Source organism: Candidatus Aegiribacteria sp. (genome assembly GCA_021108005.1).
In the GTDB taxonomy this organism is placed as follows: Bacteria; Fermentibacterota; Fermentibacteria; order Fermentibacterales; family JCC-6; genus Aegiribacteria.
Genome location: JAIORS010000010.1, coordinates 1 through 22,793, shown reverse-complemented (window position 1 = coordinate 22,793; position 22,793 = coordinate 1). Strand labels below are relative to the sequence as shown.

Genomic DNA, 22,793 nt, shown 5'->3' with positions numbered 1-22,793 from the left:
GGCTCCTAGAAGTGTCAGATGGCGTAATAATCGCAGGCTGATTCGGGCGTTATACTGCAAGGGTTTCATTTTGAAATGCTATTAGTATCATTGACCTTGCTTGACCTGGTCTGCATTACTGGAAGTGTTAGCCTGGAGCCGAATTGGACGGTAGATGTTCGATCGTCTCCGTAAGAGGTAAAATCAGGAGGGGTGTGGTTTCTTTGACTGACAGGCGCGAGAGGTGTTATCTGAAGTGTACAATTTAATAAAGGGTATTGTTCGAAGAGTGATTCCAGCAGGGCTTCTGGCTAAACATGAATATCCGTTGCGAAGCATAATAGCAATTCGATATAGAGGTAAGAGATACAGATGCAATATCTGTGGATACGGGCTCAGAGCTTTCGTCAGGTTCAATGATGAAGAGCTTCTGTGTCCCAGATGCGGCAGTTCATCAAGAGCCAGAAGGCTTTACATGCTTCTTGAGAACGAAGTGAATCCCGGAGAGAAGATTCTTCATTTTTCACCATCCGGGGCAATCAGGAGAGAATATGAGTCGAAATCGAATATTGAATATTCAACTACGGATTATGCCGGAGAATTCATGGCAGATAAGTGTATTGATATCACTGATATTGATGAATCGGATAATGCGTATGATAGGATTATCTGTTACCATATTCTGGAACATATTGAAGAAGACAAAAAAGCTATGATGGAGCTCTTTCGAATATTGAAACCAGGTGGTTGTTGTCTCATACAGACGCCGTTCCGCGAAAAAATGTTTGAAGATCAATCGATAATTGCTCGAGAGGATAGACTGATTAACTTCGGGCAGGAGGATCATGTGCGGATCTATTCCGTGGAGGGTCTTCAGAATAGACTGACAGAACATGGTTTCATGGTTGAAGTGCTTTTGATGAATGGTGATACGGATGAATACTATGGCCTATATCCAGGAGAATATATTCTGAAAGCTTGTAAACCCTAACAGGTTAATGATTTGCATAAGTATCCATACAACACGAACACAGGCTCTGATACAACGGTATTCGTAAGATAGGGAGACCTTGCAGAAGCGATCTCCCTATTCTGTGAAGACCCTTACTTTATCTCCATTGGCGCTATCCACATCAACCTGCAGATCTCTCAATGCTTCGATAAGTTCTTCTCCGTTAAGTTCTGAGAGTTGTGAAAGGTCGAAGCCGTGGCTGCTCATCTGTTCAACCGCGTTGCCAGGAACAAGGGCAGAAAGTTTGATACCGGTCTTTATCAGGCTCAGTGGTACCCTTACGTTGACCTTATCACCCTCGGAGGAGTCAACCACCACTCTCAGGTATTTTGGAGTCCTTTTCTGTACTTCCCCGGATTCCTCCTCAATGGTTTCTCCATCAGCTGTATCCGGATTCTGGATTTTCGAGAGAAGGGCAGTGGCTTCTCCAACGGAGATCTTGCCTTCGGAAAGCATTTCAAGAATCTTTTTCCGCGAATCATTCATCATTATTATCCCCTTTCAGATGGGTTATATGAACTTTATCAAGATGTTTTCTTCGGTTGTATTTACTTTTACCTCGGTTCCATGAAGACCCATCAGGAGCATGAGAATCCTCCATGATTGGCTGGCTGTCTTCAATATATAGCTGTCAGGATCGAAGATCAGCCCGATATTTCCCACAAACCATGCTATAAGAACAAAGGGCGCGAGAAGTACCCAGATGATGAACCATGGCAGAGGGATGATGAAGTTTTTTATCCTGAGCAGAAGTATGCAGGCCGGCATCACAATTCCTCCATTGCTTCCGAGAAGGTGATATCTCCCCGTTCGAGTTTTTCGAGAACTTTACTCTCAATGCTGTCTGTCACTTCCATAGTTGAATCAAGCCTGTTGATAAGATCTGCGATACGAGCCCTCGCTGTTGGATAGCTCACATTCAGAAGTTCCTGGATTTTCTTTATCGAGCCGAAACTGTGCACGAATGCTATCACAAGGGCCTGGTCGTCAGGGGACAGCTGGGAAAGAATTGATGCGGAGAAATTTCCCTCCATTGTTATTCCACAATTACGGCACTCGCAGGCAACAGGGGTCATCGATCTTCCGCACTCGGGACATTTGGCATTACCAATATCCATCTTGTACCTCCAATAACTTAATAATATCATAAGAAATATTTAAGATATGTCAAGTATTGATTTAGAAAAGTATCATAGTGTAGTTTTAGGGGTATATTCCGACTTGACTCAACTTTACTATCTGATTCTATTTTAATGAAGATATTGAGGAGGAATCATGAAACGGATTATTGCTGTAATTCTCGGAGGAGGAAGGGGATCCAGGCTTTTTCCCCTTACCCGTGACAGAAGCAAGCCTGCTGTTCCGATAGGCGGCAAGTACAGGTTGATAGATATTCCCATCTCGAACTGTATCAACGATCAGATAAGGCACATACTTGTTCTAACGCAGTATAACAGCGAGAGCCTTAACAGGCATGTTGCACGCACGTACAGGTTTGACAGGTTTAACCATGGTTTCGTTTCTATTATCGCAGCAGAACAGACTGATGAAAACAGGGAGTGGTTCCAGGGAACCGCCGATGCTGTCAGAAAGAGTCTTAAGTACATCAGTAACCAGTATCCCGATCTGGTTCTTATCCTTTCCGGAGATCAGCTTTACAGAATGGATTTCAATGAGTTTGCCAGATACCATGAAAGCACCGGGGCGGACATTACCATCGCAACCAAGCCTGTTTCCGCTGCTGAGGCCCCCTCTCTTGGCATTATGAAAGTTCGCGGTGACGGTATTATCACCAAGTTCAAAGAAAAGCCATCGGAAGACGAACTGGATGAACTGAAAAGTACTCAGGAAGGAATCGGCACTTCAAGACCTTATCTGGGAAGCATGGGGATATACATGTTCTCTCCGGATATTCTCGAAGAAGTGCTTTCGAAGGAACCTGATGTAATCGATTTTGGTAACGAGATAATACCGCACTCCATAGGATCATATAGAGTGGCCTCCCACACGTTCAACGGTTACTGGTCCGACATCGGTACTATATCAAGTTTCTTCCAGGCCAATCTTGATATGGCAGGTCCTGACCCCGATTTCGACATGTACACCAGCTTTTCACCGCTGTATACCCGGGCGAGGGCGCTTCCCGGAGCAAGAATCGACAATTGCGTACTGAACAATACAATCATATGCGATGCTTCCGATGTCAGTGGCGTTTCCTTTAACGAATGTATTGTGGGTCTTCGGGGAAAGGTACGCAAGGGGACGGTAATGGATAAATGCGTATTCATGGGGTCTGATTACTGGGAAGGCCACTACCTTGATCCCAGAAATATCAACAGCGAAATCCTGCCCCTGGGTATCGGGGAGAACTGCTTCATTAAAAACGCGATTATCGATAAGAATGTCAGAATTGGCAAAGGGTGCAGACTTGAGAACAAAGAGGGTATTCAGGAATACTCTTCGGAACTCTTCTGCATTCGCGATGGCATTATTGTCATACCCAAGGACACCATACTCGATCCTGGATTCGTAATTTAACAGGTGCTAAATCATTCTGTAGGTATAACAGCATATCGTTCCCGGGCAGATTCCATGGGTGAGGTAGCCGGACCCTTCCAGTGTAAAGGAGGGTCCGTATTGCTACATTATGGAATGTTTGAGCCTGCTTGCCTTATTGGGGTGAAGAAGGCGTTTCTTAGATGCTTTGTCTATAAGGCTCTGGGCTTTGCGCATGGCCTTATCCCTGTCTTCAGGTGTGTCAGATTCTTTAATATTTCTGATAGCGCTTCTGAGTTCACGCATTTTACTGCGGTTCCTTTTTGCCTTGACCGCATCGGTTCTGCGGCGTTTAAGTGACTGTTTACTCCTTGCCAAGAGGAGACTCCTTTCACAAATTAGATGATACTCGGATTTCTGTATATTCTGTCAGCAGAGGAGAATTCTAAGACCTGGAGTGACGAAAGTCAATCTTCAAAGAGGAGTTACATTGAAAAAGTATTTTCTGGTTTTAACTATTCTGATTTCATTATCTTCCGCCGCGGCGGACAGACTGGTGAGATTGTACGATGTTTCCAGTGATTTTGCGATGGAACTGTTTGAAAATGGATACGATGTGGCTAACGTTGATATCAGATGCGGATACGTTGATATCATGCTTCCGGAAAAGGATGTAGATCAGGCTGCTCTTCTTTCTCATAATTATGAAGTCCTTCCAAGGGAATGGGGAGAGCTGCTTCCGGAAAATCTGGATAACGGCGGTTATTACTACAGCCCTGCGGAGAACTGGGCTTTCTGGTGCGGGCTTTCGGCAGAATACAGCGATCTTGTTGATACGCCTTCTACAATAGGCCAGTCTTATGAGAACCGGGATATATATATGATCAAAATGACCAGCCCTGCACCAGGTTATAAACCTCCCATTTATTTTTCTTCACTTATTCACGCAAGAGAGCCAGGCGGGAATTCAGTGCTTGTGGATTTCGCGATGTGGCTTACAAGTAATTACGATGGTGGAGACTCAAGGGCCGCATTGATACTTGACAATACTGAAGTTTACTTCGTACCCATCGCGAATCCCGATGGTTACGTTGACAATATGCCAAATGGTGGAAATCAGAGAAAGAACATGAACTTCACTCTTGGCGATGGAGTCGATCTGAACAGGAACTGGGGATACAAGTGGGGTTACGATGATTCCGGATCAAGCCCCTATCCATACGATCAAACTTACCGCGGAACAGCCGCGTTTTCCGAGCCTGAAACACAGGTTCAGAGGGATTTCATAATCAGCATTGAACCCATAGCCGCTATGAATTACCATTCTTACGGTAAGTGGCTTATTTATCCCTATGGATATGAAGAAAATACCTACACCCCTGACCATAGTACCTTCGTGGCGTGGGGAGTCGCAATGACCGCTGGTAACGGTTACTTTCCAGGAACTGCTCCCGAATGTCTTTATACTGTCAACGGAGAGCAGAACGACTGGATGTACGGAGGGAACAGCGAACAGGGCATAATGGCTTTTACACCTGAAGTCGGTACCAGCTTCTGGGGTGGCCAGAACGACAGTTCAATAATCGTAGACAATTGTGCTGACTGCCGACCGATGAATATATTCATTTGTATTAATGCACCAGGATTCGTTGGAATTGAAAGGAATGAAACTTCAACTGCTATCCCGCAGCTATCACTTGGCGCAGTTTACCCAAACCCCAGTGTATCAACAGCTGTTTTCAGAATAACCTCTTCCGCGGTATCAGCTGTCGATGTGATTATATACGACACCAGTGGCAGGATTGTTCATTCTTTTGCAGCCGGTACTATTGCGGGAGAAACTGACAGCGTGATCTGGGTCATTCCCGATGAAACACCGGCGGGGATATACACCGCAATAATCTCTGACGTGGCAGGAAACTGCGACAGCCGGAGATTTACAGTTATTAAGTAAGATAGAAGTGAATGGTACAATGGATGATTCTGCGCAGGATTTTTACGGGATACTTGGCATCAAGTACGGAGCTACACAGAACGAGATCGAAGATGCTTACCATGATATAGCGAGGAAACTCCATCCTGATGTCACAGGAGATAATCGTGAACTGACGGAAAGGTATATGGCAGTAAATGAGGCTTACCATGTACTCTCAAGACCTGAGGACAGGGCGGATTACGATGCGTCCATAGGCGTCGAACAACAGGCGAAGGATAAGGAGAAAGAGCCTGAATCCCGGATTATCAGGAACGAAGTCAGACCTGGTGTGGATATGCGCCATCTTGATGCAAAACTCAAACGCACTGTCAGGCAGGCTGAAGAACTGTGCAGGAAGGATAATTTCTGGGAGGCCACTCGCATACTGGAAGGATTTCTGAAGACCCATCCGGACAATGCTGAACTCCGGAAAACTCTTGCTACTGCGGCCCTTGGAAGAAAAAGGTACCATGAGGCGGTAAACCACATGAAAGTAGCCTGTGAGGTCGAGTATAGCACCCTCGATAATTTCGTTCAGCTGGGCAGGATTTATATTCAGGCGGGACAGCTTGTGCTGGCGGAAAAAGCTCTTCGTGAGGCTCTTGGATGGAATGCTGAGCACGAAGGCGCCCTGAGCATGATGAGGGAGATCGGAGAACTGAGGGATGCTGAAAAACCACCAATTAAGAGGATGCTGATAAAAGTAACAAAGGCTTTCAAACGCAAGGAGTAACCAATTGGATTCTGGCAGCGAGAAGCTTTACTATTCTATAAGCGAAGTCTGCGGTCTTACTGGGCTCAAGCCCCACGTACTCAGGTATTGGGAGACTGCTTTTCCTATGCTGAAACCTTCCAAGAACCAGTCTGGAAACAGAATATATAAACAGGAAGACATCGGATTGATCAAGCTGATCAGCAGGCTGCTCTACCAGGAACGCTATACGATAGATGGGGCCAGGCAGAAGATAGAAGATATGGACGATCCGATCGAGCAGATGGAACTGGAACTGGAGGCCGCGACCGTTTCGGCTGAGATGATCGATTCCATAAAGAAAGAGATATCCGATATTATTGGTTTGCTGGAAAGAGATCCAATGGCAGTTGACAAAGGAGATAATAAAGGGTAATTTTGCTCACTCCCGGTCGGGGCGTGGCGCAGTCCGGTAGCGCACTTGAATGGGGTTCAAGTGGTCGCTGGTTCGAATCCAGTCGCCCCGACCATTAATTTTCTGCATCACTATAAATGAAGGGACCTTATGGGTGAAATTCTGCTTCACTGGCTTGGTGGAATTCCCGGGGAAGTACAGATGATGGTCCTTTCAGCATTTCCTCTTACTGAACTCCGCGGCAGTATTCCAATTGCATGGACAGTTATGAGCAACCAGTGGGCATGGCCCTGGTGGAAGATCTACCTTCTTGCGGTTGCAGGCAACCTCCTGCCGGTACCGTTCCTGCTATGGTTTCTGGAACCGGTCAGCAGGTTCCTGAGAAGATGGAAAATATTCGACAGATTTTTTGCTAAACTATTTGAGAAAGCCAGAAAACGTGCCGGGACCAAAATCGAAAAGTATGAAGCCCTTGGTCTGACTCTATTCGTAGCGATACCTCTGCCTGTAACAGGTGCCTGGACAGGATCTGTAGCCGCCTTCCTGTTCGGAATCCCAAAAAAGCTGGCAATTCCCGCAATAGCTCTTGGAGTAGCAATCGCCGGTATACTCGTTACTCTGATAATGTCAGGCGCTCTGGCTGGTATCGGTTTTCTGGTTGGGCCTGACTGAAGTTCTGATGTTGCATAATAGCGGTATTAATGGTAAATTCGCTTGAAAGAAACAGTAGTCGGGGCGTAGCGCAGCCCGGTTAGCGCGCCTGGTTCGGGACTAGGAGGTCGGAGGTTCAAATCCTCTCGCCCCGACCATTCCATCAAGTGATGATAGTAGTAGAATGATGACTGATGCCAGAACGAATCTAATATCCGTAATCGGTGGAGCTTCCGCAGACCAGGAGGAGATACTCTGGGCGGAGAAGCTTGGTAACCTGCTGGCGGATAACGGATTTACTGTTGTATGCGGCGGTGGAACCGGTGTCATGGAGGCAGTATGCAGGGGTGCAGCTTTCAAAGATGGCCATAGCATCGGAATTCTTCCGGGATCAGACCCTCAGAAAGCTAACCGCTGGGTGGAGACAGTTATTGTAACAGGTATGGGAACTTCCCGGAACAGAATAATCGCTCTGTCCGGAAGCGTTGTGGCAGCAGTCGGAGGGAAGTACGGAACCCTGTCTGAAATTGCTTACGCTCTCCAGGCGGGAAAGCCAGTTTGCGCTGTGGGAAAATGGGCCGGAATTGACGGAGTGGTACCTGTTAGTTCACCGGAGGAAGCGCTGGATTTCATTGTTAAAAATACTGGAGGAAATTTATGCTGAGCCTTGCGGAACTGGAAAGTCATATCCGTAACATTCCCGACTTCCCGATTGAGGGAGTTATTTTCAAGGATATCACGACACTTCTTACCCATCCGGGAGCGTTGAGTGATACCGTAGAACATCTCGAAGAAGCATGTAAAAGATTCGAATACGATGCCGTAGCTGCAATTGAATCAAGAGGGTTCGTATTCGGTTCGGTCATGGCGGCGAAACAGCATCTGCCGCTTGTTCTTATTCGAAAACCCGGGAAGCTGCCCGGTGATACCGTCAGCGAAGAGTATTCGCTTGAGTACGGCACAAATACGGTTGAAATGCATAAGAATTCGCTTCCAGCCGGAAGCAGAGTACTGATCGTTGACGATCTTATCGCGACTGGAGGATCGGCTATGGCAGCCGCATCCCTGCTTCGTCGGGATGGATGCGCTGTGGCAGGCGCAGCCTTTGTCGTGGATCTTTCATTTCTCGGGGGGGGTAATAAACTTAAGAAAAACGGGATTTCGTATGTGAAGCTCATTGAAGTTCATTCGGAGTAGATATTTGACTGACTGCATTAAATTTCGCATAATTGTACCTTAACCGGTGCAGAAAAATTTACGAAAGCAATTCAAACGGAAAGGAAAATCATGTCAAAGCTGCTTTTTATAGTAGTAATGATGATCGCTCTTGTATTCTCCGGATGCGGGGAACAGGCCGATCAGGCCGATCAGGCGGACAATGGCGGAGACAACGGGGATGTTGTTTCTGACGGCAATGGCGATGGTAACGGTGACGCCGGGGATCATGATGTTATCGCAATTGAGGGTTTCGATATGGATACCCCGGAAATGGCCGTTGGACAGTGGATCGAATTCGGTGCCGACGATTATCAGGAAACGGTTACTATTTCTGTAGTAGGAACCGAGAACAACCAGGGAACCGAGTGCTACTGGGTCCAGATCAGCACTCCCGACTTTGTTGGACAGGTGCTTGTTGATCCTGTAGGTATGAAAAATGCCATGGGTGATTACAAAGAGCAATTCGGTACTTTCGTGGCCGATCCTGCTGCATACATTCGTGAGAATATGTCCGATACAGGCGGTATGGCTGAAATGTTCGGCAACGAAGAGAATATGGGCACAGCAATCGAATTTATCAGTGCCATCAGGATGATAAAAATCGATCAGCAGGGAATGGTTATGGCCATCGACCTTGCCGGTGTCCCTGAATTCCTTGAGGAAATGATGGACGATCCAGCATTCCAGGAACAGTTTCAGCAGGGCTTCGCCCAGGGCTTCGACGCCGAGGGCGGACCGGAAGGCCTGAATGAGATGATGAACGAGCTTGATAGCATGGAGTTCGGAATGACCGAGACATCTGTTGATGTCGCGGGGAATACCCTTCAGGGCGTGGAATTTTCGATTGTGCATCCTGAAGGCGAGGCTGAAGTTATTATCTCATCCGAGCTTCCCCTTATTCCCCTTGCTTACGCTAAAGTATCCGGCGACGGAGAAACACATTTCGTAGAGGTAAAAGGATACGGTTTCAGCGGTGCCGAGAACCTTCTTCCCGGCGAACCCGCACAGACCATCCAGGCCATGATGTTCCTTCAGGGAATGCAGTCTCAGATGGGCGCCATGGGCGGCCAGGGCAGAGGCATGAACTAAAAGTAGAACATTTTCTTAATGATGCCCGGCCTTTGAGCCGGGCATTTTTATATCTTTCCCTTTCTTTCATGCTTACAATAGTTTATTTTCATTCAAATGGACCTTCTTGATAATACCAATGGAATAGAGCCGAAACCGCCCCTTGCCGATCTCCTCCGTCCCCGAAAACTGGAGGAGGTAGCGGGACAGGATCATCTGTTATCGAAAGACGCGCCTTTCAGAAAGGCCCTTACTCAGGGGGTTCTGGGGTCTTTCATACTATGGGGGCCGCCGGGGTCAGGCAAAACAACTCTTATACTGCTTGTTTCCGAATACACCGAACATAATTTTGTCCGATTCAGCGCTGTCACCGGCGGTGTCAAACAGGTAAGAGCCATAGTGGCTGACGCTTCAAGACTCAGGCGGATCGGAACAAAGACAATGCTCTTCGTAGATGAGATTCACAGGTTCAACAAAGCGCAGCAGGATGCTTTTCTTCCTCATGTGGAAAACGGCACAATAACTCTTGCGGGTGCCACTACGGAGAATCCTTCCTTTGAGATAATCGCCCCGCTTCTCAGCAGGTGTACGGTATACGTTCTCAAAAGGCTTGAGGAATCACACATAGTATCGATATTAAAAAGGACTGCCGATGATGAGGCATTCAGAGAAATGAATCCGGGGGGTGTTCAGGAAGGCGTACACAACATGATTGCCGCGGCAGCCGATGGGGACGGCAGACGGGCTCTTAATATTCTTGAACTCCTCGCGGGGATGGCCTCCGGGAAGAAAATAACGGTTAAAGGGACGGAGAAGGTGATTCTGTCTTCACCCTTGAGTTATGACAAATCGGGAGAAGAACACTACAACCTTATCAGCGCGCTTCATAAGTCACTTCGTTCCGGAGACGTAGACGCATCGCTGTATTGGCTCGCGAGGATGATAACTTCGGGTGAGAACCCTCTTTACATAGCACGAAGGATGATACGCTTTGCCACCGAAGACATCGGCCTTGCTGACCCGTCCGCGCTTACAGTCGCGATGAGGGCAACCGATTCCTGGAGATTCCTGGGTTCTCCCGAGGGAGATCTCGCGCTTGCGGAAGCAGCGTGTTACCTGGCCCTGGCACCCAAATCCAACTCCGTCTACACCGCCTGGAAAAAAGCGGTTTCATCGGTTGCGCAGAGCGGAAGTTTCCCGGTTCCCCTTCATCTTAGAAACGCGCCTACGGTACTTATGAAAAGGCTGGATTATGGACGTGGTTATCAGTATGCTCATTCACAGTCTGGTGGTATAGTAACCCACAGGAATTTTCCCGATGGAATGAAAGAAGAGGAGTACTACTTGCCCTCGGATTCCGGGCGGGAATCAGCAGTGAATACTAAACTGGCTGAATGGAAAAAACTGCGAGAAAACGCGAGGAAGGAAAGGAACGATACTTGAATTCTGAATCTTCAGCTGCTATTTATCGTATGAGAATGGTCCGCCAGGACCTTGCAGCTGCGGGGATTACCGATGAAAGCATTCTCAATGCCTTCATGAGAATACCAAGAGAGGAATTTGTACCCTCTGGCACAGAGCTTGCCAATGTTTACGGTGATTACCCATATCCCATTGGATTCGGGCAGACGATATCGCAGCCTTTTATTGTAGCTTTCATGATTCAAATGCTTGAGATCGAACCTGGAGACAGAATACTTGAGATAGGGACTGGCTCAGGTTACCAGACAGCCGTTCTTGCTTCCATGGGTATGGAAGTGGTTACGATTGAGCTTATACCGGACCTTGCTGTTGGTGCCAGGAAGGCTGTCGAAGCAGTTGTTCCGAATGCGGATATCAAGTTCATAGCCGCAGACGGATATTACGGATGGACTCCGGCCGCTCCGTACGATGGGATTATCGTATCCGCTGCCCCTGTCAGCATACCGTATGAACTTGAAGAACAGCTGAACCCGAACGGCGGCAGGCTGGTAATACCTGCGGGAGAATGGCAGCAGAGATTAATTTCCGTTACCAGAGACGGCAATGACTGGATTATGAAAGAATCACTTCCGGTTAGATTCGTGCCGCTGGTGAAACCGGGTAAATTCTGGAAGGGGAAGAGTGTTTAATATGGATAACAATAGACTGGGGTTAGTTGTTTTCACAGGAAGTGAAAGGGAAAAAATCTGTGAATCGATTCAGAACAGAATTCCATTATCATGTATAACTGCTGAAAAATTAGAGGAATTTGATGAGCCTGAAAAAATAATCTTCACTGTTTTTTGCCCGCGGGATAAGCATGAACTTGAGAGCATGAACCAGAAGGCGGGTGAATGGCTTCAATTTTCTGATCTTCTCTCAACTGTTATACTGCCATTCTCACCCGATTCCGTAACCGGATTTCCTCTTTTCCTTCAGGAAAGTGATTTCTCCTTTGAAGTACTGAGAAGGATAGTATGTTATGCTGGAATGTACGCCGGGGAAGCAGTGAACCTGAATCGTATACTCTGGGAGAGAGCTGGTTCTCTTCTTCCATTCTTTCTTCACAACATGAACAACATCCTTGCGAGGATAATGGGGAACGTTGAACTGGCCGAATTTCACAGCAGTCGGGCCGACAAGGTGAAGGAAAAACTATCCATCGCGCTTGAAGGCACTGAGGAAATGAGGAATTTCCTGGAAAGACTGGCTATATTCTCCACAACGGACGATGACAAAAGTGAATGGACCATAGGAAACGAGGCGGACATACTTGAGCTCGGCCAGATGTCCAGCGGAACATCTGTTGAATTTTCGTACGAAGAAAAGAGCGGAATGCCCCGGAATCTTCCTGTCAGTAAGAACCTGATGAACCTTCTCACCGGGCTCATAGTCGCGTCAGCCACGATTTCTGTTAACGGTGTTGGATTCATAGAGATGTTTGCCGCCCCGAGGGGGGGAGCGGTAGAATTCAGAATAAAATGGACCTCCTCCTCCTCGAAGGGTTCGGGAGTCTGTCCAGTCAAAATGGATTCCGCTGCTGACCTGCTCACCAAGGTTGTACTGATGGCTTTTCATGCAGGGATGTCATTCAAGCTGAACAGCTGGAACAGTGAAAGCGGATCAGCTTCCCTTCTTATTTCTGTCAGTCATGAGGATATCTGACGTGGCGACAGGCATGCAGGATACTTCGAGGTCCCGCGCTTCATCGTCTGATGCGGTACTCGAACTGTTCCAGCGAGAACCCTCGTCCAGGCTAACTTTTCAGCAGATCGCAGAAAGATTGAAAGGGACCCACCCTGACCTCTCGGGAGCTGTGGAGCAGCTCGTTGAAAAAGGGCAGCTGTGGCCTGCTGGGGGTAAAAAGTACGCGCTTCCATCGGAACTTGGGATATCGGGTGGAACCATCGTCAAGCGTGCTGACGGCAGTGGTTTCGTTAAGACCGACGGGGAGCGGATAGAGATAGATCCCCGCAATGCTGCCGGTTCGCTTGATGGCGATTCAGTCATGGTCAGAAAGCTTGAACAGATTCCGGGAGAGGATCGATACAGGGGAAAGGTCGAGGTTATCCTGAAACGCCACAGGCAGGGGATAAGCGGGGTAGCAAGGAAGAAAGGAAAAGGATGGGTGATCGATCCAGTCAATCCGGTTCTTCCCAGAAATGTACCGCTTAGAATAGATTCAGCGAAGGATATATCGCAGGGAAGGCTTGTCTTCGCGAAGCTGGATTATTCGGGACGGAAACTCGAAGCCGATCTGAAGAAGGATCTGGGCAGCCCCGCTTCTCCGGGCTCGTTGATAGATTCGGTAGTGCTTGACAATGGTATTCCCGATAAATTCCACGAAAGTACACTGATCAGGGCTGAAGAACTGGCTTCCCAGCCCTGGTCTATGGAAGGAAGGGAGGATTTCCGGGATCTTCCAACCATCACTATAGATCCTGTGGATGCCAGGGATTTTGATGATGCTGTTTCGATAGTGATCAAGGACGATATCAGGATCCTGTACGTTCATATAGCTGATGTTGCTCATTATGTAACCCCCGGCAGTCAGCTGGATAACGAAGCTCAGCGCAGGGGGACAAGTGTATATCTTCCTGACAGAGTATTGCCCATGCTTCCACAGGTGCTCTCCAACGGTGCATGCAGCCTGAAACCTGATGAGGAAAGACCTGCCAGAACGGTAGTGATGAAATTCGATTCGTCCGGTGAACGTCAGGATTTCACGATTGTTCCCTCCGTAATACGTTCAACGAGAAGAATGACCTACGAAGAGGCTCTGGAGTATCTTGAGGACAAAGGGTCAGACAGCGAACTCCAGCAGCTTTTCAACTCCATGGGGGCGCTTTCCGCGGATCTTGATAGAATTCGCGATGGGAGGGGCGCTCTTGATCTGGGGAGCAGAGAATATCGGACTGTGTTCGGAGAGGACGGCTGGCCTGATGGTTTTAAAGCGGTGCCTTCCGACAGGGCGCACAGGCTGATCGAGAATTTCATGGTGGAAGCCAACAGAGCTGTTGCGGATCACTGCATGTGGTCAGGGTTGCCCGTTCTTTTCAGAGTACACGATGACCCTGTCTCCATATCCGAGGAGCGTCTTGCCCGACAGTTTGATAAGCTGGACATTTCGCTTCCCGGAGGAAAGATACACAGCCCCGCGGTACTGAAGAAGATACTTGACAGCCTGAGGGATTCACCCCTGCACGACCTTGTCATTGAGTATATCCTCAGATCGATGCAGAAAGCTGTTTATCTGCCGTCGAATACGGGACATTTCGGATTAGCGCTTAGAAGCTATCTGCACTTCACAAGCCCAATCCGCCGTTATCCAGACCTGATTGTTCATCAGGTTTTGGCCATGCTGGAAAGGGGTGAAATCCCGGCTCAGGATTCCGACCTTGCAGGGCTCGCTGAGGTATGCAATGCAAATGAGGATAACGCTGAGAGCGCGGAGAGAGAAGCCGAAGAACTTATGGCTCTGCTTTTTCTTTCAAGAAATATTGGTAAGGTTTTCAATGGAGTAGTCACCGGTATTAAGAGCTTTGGTGTTTTTGTAAGGCTTGAGGGGGTGCCGGTTGAGGGGCTGGCCCATAGAAGCGATATCATTCGCGCTGGAATTCCTTTTACCGAGTCAGGGGGACCCTATCATGAGGGTTCACTTCTCAGGATTGAGGTTCTATCGGTTGATACTATGGAAAGAAAGCTGTCATTGAAACCGGTCAGGGAATAGATTAACTATGAAACAGACAGTTGACTACGGAGAACTGGCAGATTCGATTGAGAACTGGATAAAACTGATCGTATCGGAAGCATCGGCAACAGGTGTGGTTGTAGGATTGAGCGGAGGCCTTGACTCCGCGGTTTCAGCTGCACTGTGTGCCGAAGCTCTGGGAAATGAGAATATCCTCGGATTGATGATGCCGTGCGGAAGCATTCAGTCGGATACGGATGACGGCGTAAGGATTGCAGAGCACCTGAGAATCAAATACAAGGTTCTTGACCTGTCACCTGTTCTTCAATCTTTCATTGAAGCCGGTCGGCTTGATGATACGTCTGTAATGAATCTGGCGAATATCAAATCGCGTCTCAGGATGGCAATGCTATACGCTTATTCACCGGGAAGGCTTGTTCTGGGAACCAGTAACTATTCTGAGATACTTGTGGGTTACTGGACGAAGTGGGGGGACGGAGCGTCCGATTTTCTCCCAATCAGCAGATTGTACAAGGACGAAGTAAGAGAACTTGCCGCGACACTCGGGCTGCCACGCTGGGTTATCAACAGAATTCCGTCTGCCGGACTCTGGCCCGGTCAGAGCGATGAGGAGGAAATGGAAATTACGTATCGGGAAATCAAGGCATATTTCCAGAATGGTGATATCTCAGTGTCAGCAATCGCAAGGATTGATAAGATGATTGAATCTTCGGAACATAAAAGGAATCCAACGGTATATTTCGATGCAAGAAAATGGATGGAGGAGTATGGCTGACAGAATTAAAACCGCTCTGATCAGTGCCTGGAACAAGAAAGGGCTGGATGAGCTGGCAACCGGGCTTTCCGATATGGGATGGAAGATATACGCATCCGGAGGAACCGCAGATCATATCATAAAGAGCGGAACAGATGTGATTCCCACCGAGGAAATCACAGGTATCAGCTCATTACTGGGTGGAAGAGTGAAGACCCTTCATCCCGAACTCCACGCCGCTATCCTTGCAGAAGGAGAAAGCAGGGAAGACAGGATAAGTGAAGGAAAACCTGTGTTTGACCTGGTGGCTGTCGATTTCTATCCTTTTGAAAAAACAGACGGAATGGAAGCGGATGATCCGGAACTTGTTGAATTCATCGACATCGGCGGCCCCACTATGGTTCGCGGTGCCGCCAAGAACTGGCGGCATATCATCTCAGCTGCCGGATGTGACATATTCCCAACAGTACTTGAAGCAATTTCAAACGAACATGACGATGAAGCGTTCAGACGCATGATGGCATCGAGAACTTTCGATATTACCTCGCGTTACGATCTTGATATTTCGCTTAGTCTTGAGCGGGGCTTTGTTCCCGAACTCAGGTACGGAGAGAACCCGCATCAACCGGCTGTGGTGCATTTTCCATGGCCCAGAAATGGTTTTGGAAATGTGGAGATCCTGGGCGGAAAAGCCATGAGTTACAACAATTATCTGGATGCCACAGCTGCATGGGATCTAGCGGTTGAAATGCCGGAGGATTCCATTTCCGCCGTTCTTATGAAACACGGCAATCCCTGCGGTGCTGGAAGGGGAAAGACTGCCGGGGAAGCCTTCGATAACGCATTCAGAGCTGACAGTATTTCACCGTACGGCGGGATACTTGCCCTGAACTGCAACGTGGACATTCCGCTCGTTGCCAGGCTTAAAGGGGTATTCCTGGAAATTGTGATGGCTCCCTCCTTCGATGAAGATGCTCTGCTGAGGCTTCAGAAAAGGAAAAAGTTGAGAATTCTGAAAATGCCGGAGGGTGTGAAGCCTGGAAGACAGGTCAGAAGTATTCTGGGAGGACTGCTTTTTCAGGAGCCGGACGCTGTGTCCGGACTTGAAAGAATCGATGTAGTCTCCGAACGGAAACCGTCGGAGCAGGAACTTGCTGCCATGGATATTCTCTGGCGGGTTTGCAGGTCAGTCAAAAGCAACGCCATCGTTGTTGGTGACAGTATGGGTGCACTTGGTGTGGGAGCAGGCCAGATGAGCAGGATAGAAAGCCTTGACCTTGCCATCAGAAGGGCAAAGAGGGAAGGGCACTCGCTTGAGGGGGCGGTACTGGCTTCAGACGGGTTATTCCCCTTCAGAGACGGGCCTGACCGGGCTGCCGAAGAGGGGATAGGTGCCATTGTACAGCCTGGAGGATCCATCCGTGATCAGGAAGTTATCGACGCCGTGAATGAGCACGGCATGGCGATGGTCTTTACGGGAACACGACATTTCAGACACTAGACTGGATGACGATGATTAAATCTCTTCTATTGCTTTTGACTGTATCATTGCCCCTGGCATCAGCATCTCTTCACCGCGCGGATTCGCTGATTCTCGCTGGATGCAATGAACTGGCGGTTTCGGAACTCCTTTCGATGCTGAGGGAAGATAATGAACACGAAAATGTCATTCTCTACAGAATTGCCGGCCTTTACCATGGAGTTGGAATGGAGGATGAGTGCATCCTTCTTCTGGACAGCATACAGCACGAGACCGGAGAGGATCTTTACGGATGGAAGATTTCCCTTCTGTGTCTGTCCAGGAGGTCTTCCGAGGCTTTATCCCTTGTGCCTTCCAACGACATACTGCTTCTATTATGGCTCCAGAGCGAATCGGGTGAAGGGCTTTCATCATGCATTCTTCCAGAACCTGACTGTATTGCCGAAAGGGCTGTAAGGGCGATGATCTGTCCAGATGGCCGCATGACCAAAGGGCAGATCGATCAGAGTGTTACAGATGCCGCCCTTGTGGGTTTTCTTGGAGATGAAGTTATAGAAGAGCTGGAGCTGACGCTGGAAACCGGCGGTTCCTGGTGGGATGAAACCGCTTTAAAACTTGAATCGGTTTACGAGAGCAGCAGGCTGGATCTGCTTCTTGCAGCCAGGGATATTCACCTGGCCAGGGGTTCCTCGGAAACCTGGGAGTACCGCCTAGAGCTTGGCAGGGAGATATCGGTATCGGCCGCTCTTTTTCTTTTGCGAACTGATCCCGGGAAATGGGCAAGATCCTGGATTATTATGGATATACTTGCTAAGAATGGACGTACCGCTTTAGCGGATAGCATTGCCATGGCATCGGGCGACATCTCTTTCGCCAGCGGGGTATCGATGGCGATTCTGAGGGAAACGGCATTGTACGGAGAACTCCTTGCTCTTTGTGATTCCATCCCATCGGGTATGCCTGATACTCTAAGAGCAAGGGCTGGTCTCTTCCGAGCCAGGGCGCTTAGAGCTCTTCAGCGGCCAGCCGGAGTGTACTACGAAAGTTACCATGTGTTTGCCGCTTCGTACCCCTGGCATGACAGAGCGTCGGAAGCTGCCTATCTGGCAGCGAAATACTACGATTCTGAAAGGAACTGGCCGGCTGCGGCCGATGCCTATATGACAGCGCTGTCTTCCGGAGATTTCGGCGGAGCCAGAGCTCACTGGCGGGGAGGATTCTGTCATTATATGTGCGGAAGCGGAAATATAGGTGATTCAATCTGGACGGAAGGTATAGAGAAATACCCATTCTCAGCCTGGTGCGATGAAATGTTATTCTGGAGGGCCAGATACGCAAGTAGAACCGGTGATAGCGGGAGGGAGAATGCACTTCTCCGCGAGACCGCAGAAAGGTTCCCCTGGGAATTTTACGGACTTCTTGCCGCTGCGAGAACTGGTTCACGTTGTCTGAACATCGAAACTTCGCAGATCGGTCTGCTCGATAACTATGTAACTGCGGAAGCCGTTGATATGATGTCCCGCGGGTACGGTTCGATGGCTTCTGAAATGTTATACGAAACAGAGTTCTGTGATGCGGGAACCAGAGGCGCAGCCCTTTCACTTATGGGTGAGTACCGGAAGTCACTGGCTTTACTTCGCGAATGGGATTTTCAGCTAAGAGACGGGAACCTCGGGACGCTTCCGGACAGTATTCTGTGTTTCTACTTCCCCGCGCCTTACAGTGAGTTAACCTCGAGTACGGTAGATGGAATGGATATTTCACCTGAGATCGTAACAGCACTGATGCGCCAGGAAAGCTATTTCAACAGGTGGGCAAGGTCATGGGTGGGAGCATCAGGCTTGATCCAGCTTATGCCCGGCACCGCGGGCGATATAGCAAGATGGTACGGCTTACCGGTACTGTCAGGATCCGATTTTTTCGTTCCTGAGAAATCCATACAGTACGGGTCTCTATACCTTGCCAGGCAATATTCGGCGTTTAACGGATCATTGGTTCTTGCTCTTGCCGCCTACAATGCGGGCCCTGGAAACGCTTCAAAATGGATGGAGGAGTTTCCCCTTGAGGAGGGTGATCCTGAACTTTTCATAGAGCAGATTCCGCTGACAGAGACCAGGGGTTACGTGAAGCATGTAATGGCTAATTCGTGGATTTATTTGGGGCTTTTCAATTGAAACCACTTCTGTATTCCTCAGCAGTAATTCTGACAGTGCTGTCCTGCAACCGTGTTCACGAAGAAGAGATGCCCATTCCAGAACCGGTGGAGGAAATCAGAAAGTGTGTTTTTTCGAATGTGGATTCTCTCTACCTGGCAGGTGAGTTCCACACCGTGCGTGATTCTCTTCTGTTCGTGCTGAGCGCGGATTCATCGCTTCAGGATGAGGTTCTGTTCAGAATGCTGGGGTTGTACCATGGCAGGGCGATGGAGAATGAGTTCGTAAACCTTCTTGACAGCCTCGAACTGGAGGGTTTCGGCCCTCTTACGGGATGGAAGGTATCAGCTCTGGATCTTGCCGGAACTCCGGAGATCGCTATTGCATATGTATCTTCCGAACAATCAACGTTATACAGATGGCTGTCATGGGAAATAGATTCCGTGAAGACCAGGATTCATATTCCGGATATTTCAGGCCCATGCGACGCTTTCGTTATGGCGCATACCGCCGAGCCGGGCAGCCTTTCTCCGACTCAACTGTATTATCTCGCTGAGTACGAACTTCTATTCCCATCGGTGAGGGATGTTCTGTTGAGAGAACTTGAGGCATCCTCGGATACAGCGGGTCCCTGGCTGAATGAAATACTCGATTCGATTTCGCATACGGCTGGAAGCGCGCTTCTGCTCCTGGAAATGCAGGCTATGGCTGATTACGGTTCTCTCAGGTTCTGGGAAGATGCTTTGGAGGCCAGCTGCGAAGCCTGTTCTATTGCTGTGGAGGAAATTCTGCAGCGTTATCCCGGAGAATACAGTCCCCGATGGGATATCGTTGACTGTCTTTTAAAATCCGATGATATTGATCTCGCAATAGAGTATTCCAGCAGAGGAGACTCGTGGCACAGGGCAGGTACAAATATGGCTGTTCTATTAAAAGGGGAGATGTTCGATGAGCTGTTTCAACTCGTCGACACTGTAAGCGATGGAGCTCCAGATTCAGTCAGGGCAAGGGCCGCTCTTTTTAGAGCCCACGCGTTGAAAGATTCCGACAACCGTGGAAGAGATTATTACCCGGCCTATCTGGAATTCTCTGTCAGATTCCCGGAGCATCCGCAGGCAAGGGAAGCTGCTTACAACGCTGGTAAATACTACGACTGTGAGCAGGAGTGGAACAATGCTGCCGAAGCTTATTTAACTTCACTTAGAACTTCAGGTTCATGGGAAGGCGACGAAAGGGCTCACTGGCGTGGAGGGTTTTCCCTCTACATGTCAGAGAGGTTTATCGAGGCAGACTCACTCTGGACCCATGCGTGCGAACAATGGCCCGCCGGTTACTGGAGAGATGAGATGCTTTTCTGGAGAGCCAGGCTGGCCGGTGAACTCGGAAGAGAAGACCGAAGAGATTCACTTCTTCATGTGGTTGCGGAGGAGCATCCCTGGGAGTTCTACGGAATACTGGCCACGGACAGGCTTGGAATCCGAAGAAGTAACGGGTTCCCAGTGCCAGAGATTGATATGATTGCGGACGACGCATGTTCGCTGGCCGTTGAAATGACAATCGCTGGATTCGGGGTTCCAGCGGTGGAGATGCTCTCGCAGGGCTCATTCGGTTCTCCTTCCGCAAGGGTGGCAGCACTGTCACTTATGGGGCGTCACGGATCTGTACTAAGAACGATCCGTGCCCTTGATACGGACCTGAGGGAATCATCGAACGTAATGCTTCCGGATTCTCTTCTGTGCTTTTACTTTCCATCGCCTTACAGGCAGCTTGCGATAGCGGCGACAGATTCCCTTACTCTCAAAGCGGATGTGTTGCAGGGAATAATGAGGGAAGAGAGTTACTTCGACCGCATGGTGGTTTCAAGAGCGGGAGCCAGGGGAGTGGTTCAGCTTATGCCCGGTACAGCCTACGATGTTGCCCGATGGTATGGCCTTCCGTATCTTGAAGATGACGATTTCTTCAATCCCGCTGCATCACTTCCGTACGGGGCACTGTACATAAACAGGCAGCTGGAAAATTTCAGTGGTGAAAATCCTTTGTTCCTCGCGGCCTACAATGCAGGCCCGGGTAACGCGACAAGATGGGTGGATATGCATGGATGGAATCCTGTTGATCCTGAACTGTATATTGAACAGATAACCTACAGAGAAACCAGAATGTATGTTAAGAAGGTTCAAAGGTCTGCCTGGATATACGAAAGGCGATGAATATGATACTTGCGCTATTGATGATCGTTACAGGTTACTTTGTTGAGCCAAATGTCCCAACTACACTTGTATATCCGCCATTCGGGCATTGCATGGGTATTTACAGAGCAGGAACCGAACAGCTTTCGATGCTTCTTGGAGGGCTGGTGAGATTCGATAATCCCCAGGGGATGGCGTGTGTAAAACTTGAGGAATGGGATGAACCCGGTACTTCCGACGATGACGAACTTGCCGTATACGGAGTGAATTCAGGCAGCGGCCACATTATTTACAACGCGAGTATGTATACCCTGGGTTTGTACGGTGAAAACGGATCGGGATCGGGCGGACTGCTTCAGCCTCACGGTATTGCCGCTGATCCCTCGGGCCTTGTTCTTGTCGCCGATACAGGCAACCGGAGAATTGTGATTCTAAGGCGGAACGGTTCCAGGCTTGTTCCGGATGGGCAGCTCTACGGTGATTTTCAGGAACCATGGGATGTAGCGTTGGACGGAGCAGGAGGAATTTATGTTACCGATCGTGCGGCGGACAGGCTTTATATTTTCAGTTCACTTTCCGATACGCTGCCTGAGATAATTGAAATTGACTCCCCAACGGGAGTGGATGCTGTGCGTGATGAGACGTGGTTTCATAATGATGAAAAATTCGTAATTGTTATTACCGAGGATGCTTCTTCCATAGTTAAGCTGGCGCAGGGCGAAATCCTCGCAGAGGCTGACCTTGCCGACTGCGGTGGGTTACATTTCAACTATCCCGCCATCGATTTCTGGGGCAACGTCTGGGTTACCGACAGCATTTCATGTTCCATACACAAATTCACAGACAATATTGATTACCTTTGCAGCTTCGGATCTGAAGGTTCCGGTGACAGAGAATTCTGTTTTCCCACTGGATTGGCCATCTGGAAACGTTATGGACAGGTTTTCGCTGCTGAGGGAGAAGGGGCCAGATACTTCTGGATTGGTGCTGATATCATCAATCCGGAAATAGAGCCCACAGGACGGGGGCTTCAGGTTAACGGTACTCTTACAGAACCCGCGCGGGTGGATGCCATGATCTACGATGGCGACGGAGAACCTGTTTACCGACTTGCCGAAGGCAGGTATCCCGCAGGGGAGTTTCATGTAGGGTGGGAAGGAACCACAAGTAGAGGTATTCCCGTTCCAGGAGGAAATTACGATCTGGAACTTGTTCTGCATCCCTTGTATTCCAGCAAAGGCTATTTCAGTAAAACATTTACAGAAGAGTTTACCATCGATTCGCATGATATTGAACTGCGCTAGGGAGGTGTAACTGCTGAAATACGCATTTCTGGTTATTCTTCTATTGCTTTCCGCATTTTTCAGTGGCTGTGAAACCGCCTGTTTCAGCCTTGACAGGCTTCAGAGAAGAAGGCTTCGGAGAACAGAATCGGGACGAAGGGTTCTCTATCTTCTTTCAAGCCCGGAGAAACTGCTGTCCGCGATTCTCTTCGGTAATACGGTTGTGAATATTACCACTTCGGCCATTGCGGCAACCATC

Annotated in this window: 23 protein-coding genes and 2 tRNA genes; 21 read left to right on the top strand and 4 right to left on the bottom strand. The window is 48.8% G+C overall.

Features of this window, described 5'->3' with window-relative positions:
• The first annotated feature begins 235 nt into the window (after positions 1-235).
• Complete coding sequence (locus K8S15_00515) at positions 236-970, top strand: methyltransferase domain-containing protein (protein ID MCD4774514.1); 735 nt, start codon at positions 236-238, stop codon at positions 968-970.
• 96 nt (positions 971-1,066) lie between these two features.
• Here the strand turns inward: K8S15_00515 and K8S15_00510 are convergent, their stop codons facing one another.
• From K8S15_00510 to K8S15_00500, 3 genes are read right to left on the bottom strand one after another with little or no spacing between them, the layout of a single operon-like run.
• The gene (locus K8S15_00510; GenBank protein MCD4774513.1) at positions 1,067-1,477 is read right to left on the bottom strand and encodes a hypothetical protein; all 411 of its coding nucleotides are present in this window, start codon (positions 1,475-1,477) and stop codon (positions 1,067-1,069) included.
• 24 nt (positions 1,478-1,501) lie between these two features.
• Complete coding sequence (locus K8S15_00505) at positions 1,502-1,759, bottom strand: hypothetical protein (GenBank protein MCD4774512.1); 258 nt, start codon at positions 1,757-1,759, stop codon at positions 1,502-1,504.
• Entirely contained in the window at positions 1,759-2,109 is a 351-nt protein-coding gene (locus tag K8S15_00500) for a DUF2089 domain-containing protein (GenBank protein MCD4774511.1), read from the bottom strand. Before K8S15_00500 ends, K8S15_00505 begins: the two co-directional genes overlap by 1 nt.
• Positions 2,110-2,266: 157 nt before the next feature.
• Between K8S15_00500 and K8S15_00495 the strand changes: the two genes are divergently transcribed.
• Positions 2,267-3,529 (top strand): glucose-1-phosphate adenylyltransferase, encoded by a 1,263-nt coding sequence (locus K8S15_00495; GenBank protein MCD4774510.1) that lies wholly within the window; start codon positions 2,267-2,269, stop codon positions 3,527-3,529.
• Positions 3,530-3,631: 102 nt separating this feature from the next.
• Here K8S15_00495 and rpsT read toward each other — a convergent pair whose 3' ends face one another.
• A complete protein-coding gene (gene rpsT, locus K8S15_00490; GenBank protein MCD4774509.1) occupies positions 3,632-3,865 on the bottom strand; it encodes a 30S ribosomal protein S20 in 234 nt (77 codons plus the stop codon).
• Positions 3,866-3,977: 112 nt separating this feature from the next.
• On the opposite strand from rpsT, the gene K8S15_00485 reads away from it, so the two are divergent.
• The 19 genes from K8S15_00485 to K8S15_00395 all read left to right on the top strand — a co-directional run.
• Complete coding sequence (locus K8S15_00485) at positions 3,978-5,441, top strand: T9SS type A sorting domain-containing protein (protein MCD4774508.1); 1,464 nt, start codon at positions 3,978-3,980, stop codon at positions 5,439-5,441.
• Positions 5,442-5,460: 19 nt separating this feature from the next.
• Positions 5,461-6,195: a DnaJ domain-containing protein gene (locus tag K8S15_00480; protein MCD4774507.1), complete on the top strand. Its 735-nt coding sequence runs from the start codon at positions 5,461-5,463 to the stop codon at positions 6,193-6,195.
• Between the two features lie 4 nt (positions 6,196-6,199).
• Complete coding sequence (locus K8S15_00475) at positions 6,200-6,589, top strand: MerR family transcriptional regulator (GenBank protein MCD4774506.1); 390 nt, start codon at positions 6,200-6,202, stop codon at positions 6,587-6,589.
• Positions 6,590-6,606: 17 nt separating this feature from the next.
• Positions 6,607-6,683, top strand: a tRNA-Pro gene (locus K8S15_00470).
• Positions 6,684-6,718: 35 nt separating this feature from the next.
• Positions 6,719-7,240, top strand: coding sequence for a small multi-drug export protein (locus tag K8S15_00465; protein ID MCD4774505.1), 522 nt, complete (start codon positions 6,719-6,721; stop codon positions 7,238-7,240).
• 59 nt (positions 7,241-7,299) lie between these two features.
• Positions 7,300-7,377, top strand: a tRNA-Pro gene (locus K8S15_00460).
• A 29-nt stretch (positions 7,378-7,406) separates the two neighbouring features.
• Complete coding sequence (locus K8S15_00455; protein ID MCD4774504.1) at positions 7,407-7,883, top strand: TIGR00725 family protein; 477 nt, start codon at positions 7,407-7,409, stop codon at positions 7,881-7,883.
• Entirely contained in the window at positions 7,877-8,416 is a 540-nt protein-coding gene (locus K8S15_00450; protein MCD4774503.1) for an adenine phosphoribosyltransferase, read from the top strand. Before K8S15_00455 ends, K8S15_00450 begins: the two co-directional genes overlap by 7 nt.
• A gap of 90 nt (positions 8,417-8,506) precedes the next feature.
• Positions 8,507-9,526, top strand: coding sequence for a hypothetical protein (locus K8S15_00445; protein MCD4774502.1), 1,020 nt, complete (start codon positions 8,507-8,509; stop codon positions 9,524-9,526).
• 96 nt (positions 9,527-9,622) lie between these two features.
• Positions 9,623-10,948: a replication-associated recombination protein A gene (locus K8S15_00440; GenBank protein ID MCD4774501.1), complete on the top strand. Its 1,326-nt coding sequence runs from the start codon at positions 9,623-9,625 to the stop codon at positions 10,946-10,948.
• Positions 10,900-11,616: a protein-L-isoaspartate(D-aspartate) O-methyltransferase gene (locus tag K8S15_00435; protein ID MCD4774500.1), complete on the top strand. Its 717-nt coding sequence runs from the start codon at positions 10,900-10,902 to the stop codon at positions 11,614-11,616. The genes K8S15_00440 and K8S15_00435 overlap by 49 nt, the downstream gene beginning before the upstream one ends.
• Position 11,617: 1 nt before the next feature.
• Entirely contained in the window at positions 11,618-12,631 is a 1,014-nt protein-coding gene (locus K8S15_00430; protein ID MCD4774499.1) for a hypothetical protein, read from the top strand.
• 1 nt (position 12,632) lies between these two features.
• Entirely contained in the window at positions 12,633-14,696 is a 2,064-nt protein-coding gene (locus K8S15_00425) for a VacB/RNase II family 3'-5' exoribonuclease (protein ID MCD4774498.1), read from the top strand.
• A gap of 7 nt (positions 14,697-14,703) precedes the next feature.
• Complete coding sequence (gene nadE, locus K8S15_00420) at positions 14,704-15,453, top strand: NAD(+) synthase (protein ID MCD4774497.1); 750 nt, start codon at positions 14,704-14,706, stop codon at positions 15,451-15,453.
• The gene (purH, locus tag K8S15_00415; protein ID MCD4774496.1) at positions 15,446-16,933 is read left to right on the top strand and encodes a bifunctional phosphoribosylaminoimidazolecarboxamide formyltransferase/IMP cyclohydrolase; all 1,488 of its coding nucleotides are present in this window, start codon (positions 15,446-15,448) and stop codon (positions 16,931-16,933) included. The genes nadE and purH overlap by 8 nt, the downstream gene beginning before the upstream one ends.
• 11 nt (positions 16,934-16,944) lie before the next feature.
• Positions 16,945-19,086, top strand: a complete 2,142-nt coding sequence (locus K8S15_00410; GenBank protein MCD4774495.1) for a lytic transglycosylase domain-containing protein — start codon at positions 16,945-16,947, stop codon at positions 19,084-19,086.
• Positions 19,083-21,272, top strand: coding sequence for a lytic transglycosylase domain-containing protein (locus tag K8S15_00405; GenBank protein MCD4774494.1), 2,190 nt, complete (start codon positions 19,083-19,085; stop codon positions 21,270-21,272). The genes K8S15_00410 and K8S15_00405 overlap by 4 nt, the downstream gene beginning before the upstream one ends.
• A gap of 2 nt (positions 21,273-21,274) precedes the next feature.
• On the top strand, positions 21,275-22,555 hold the full coding sequence (locus K8S15_00400; GenBank protein MCD4774493.1) for a hypothetical protein: 1,281 nt from the start codon (positions 21,275-21,277) through the stop codon (positions 22,553-22,555).
• 43 nt (positions 22,556-22,598) lie between these two features.
• Positions 22,599-22,793, top strand: a 195-nt coding sequence (locus tag K8S15_00395) for a CNNM domain-containing protein (protein ID MCD4774492.1), incomplete at its 3' end; no start/stop codon positions are given.